The organism is Shewanella sp. MBTL60-112-B2 (assembly GCF_019655055.1).
In the GTDB taxonomy this organism is placed as follows: domain Bacteria; phylum Pseudomonadota; class Gammaproteobacteria; order Enterobacterales; family Shewanellaceae; genus Shewanella.
Genome location: NZ_BPFA01000086.1, coordinates 1 through 679, shown reverse-complemented (window position 1 = coordinate 679; position 679 = coordinate 1). Strand labels below are relative to the sequence as shown.

Below are 679 nucleotides of genomic sequence, written 5' to 3'. Positions count from 1 at the left end.
TGGGAGAATTGGATATCAGCGACATTCAGTGCCGCAAGCTCCGCCAGACGCAAGCCCGAGGAGTAAAACAGCTCCATGATGGCTTTATCACGTAGACTAAGGGGATCATCGCCATCGATGTCGAGCAGATGGCTCACCGAATCGACATCCATATTCTTAGGCAGGGGTTTACCCTGTTTGGGCGCAGTAAGACTGATGGCCGGATTCACCTTAATCTTCTGCTCTCTGAGTAAAAACTCGTAGAACTGCTTTAAGGCTGAAAGTGTCAATGACAGTGAGCGTGGACTTAGGCCTTTACGATGCAGCTTAGCCAACATAGCTTGTAAAGACTCGTGTTGCAGCGACAGCCAAGTGTCCATTTCACTAAATAGCTTCTCGACTCGCTGCAGTTCAAACAGATAGTTACGAACCGTATAAGCCGAGACTTGACGCTCTGTGCGCAGGTAACGTTCAAAGTCACTCAACCAACGCACATTATTCGATAACGCTTCGTCAGCCATAGAGCCTCGTTATTAAATTATAGTCAGTTGGTGATCGAGTAACTGCTTAAGCTGTGACAAGAGAAGGTAATCCATCTCAGGATGAAAATGCATGGGATCTTGACTCGCGATGGCAAAGATCACCTGACCGCACTCTTTCGATAATCGAGATAGTGCTACCGAGCCCACGAGACCTCTCT

Annotated in this window: 1 protein-coding gene; it reads right to left on the bottom strand. The window is 47.9% G+C overall.

Annotated features, from left to right (window positions below; genetic code table 11):
- Window positions 1-500, bottom strand: a 500-nt coding sequence (locus K5Q73_RS21325) for a site-specific integrase (protein WP_220766193.1), incomplete at its 3' end; no start/stop codon positions are given.
- Between the last annotated feature and the right edge of the window lie 179 nt (window positions 501-679).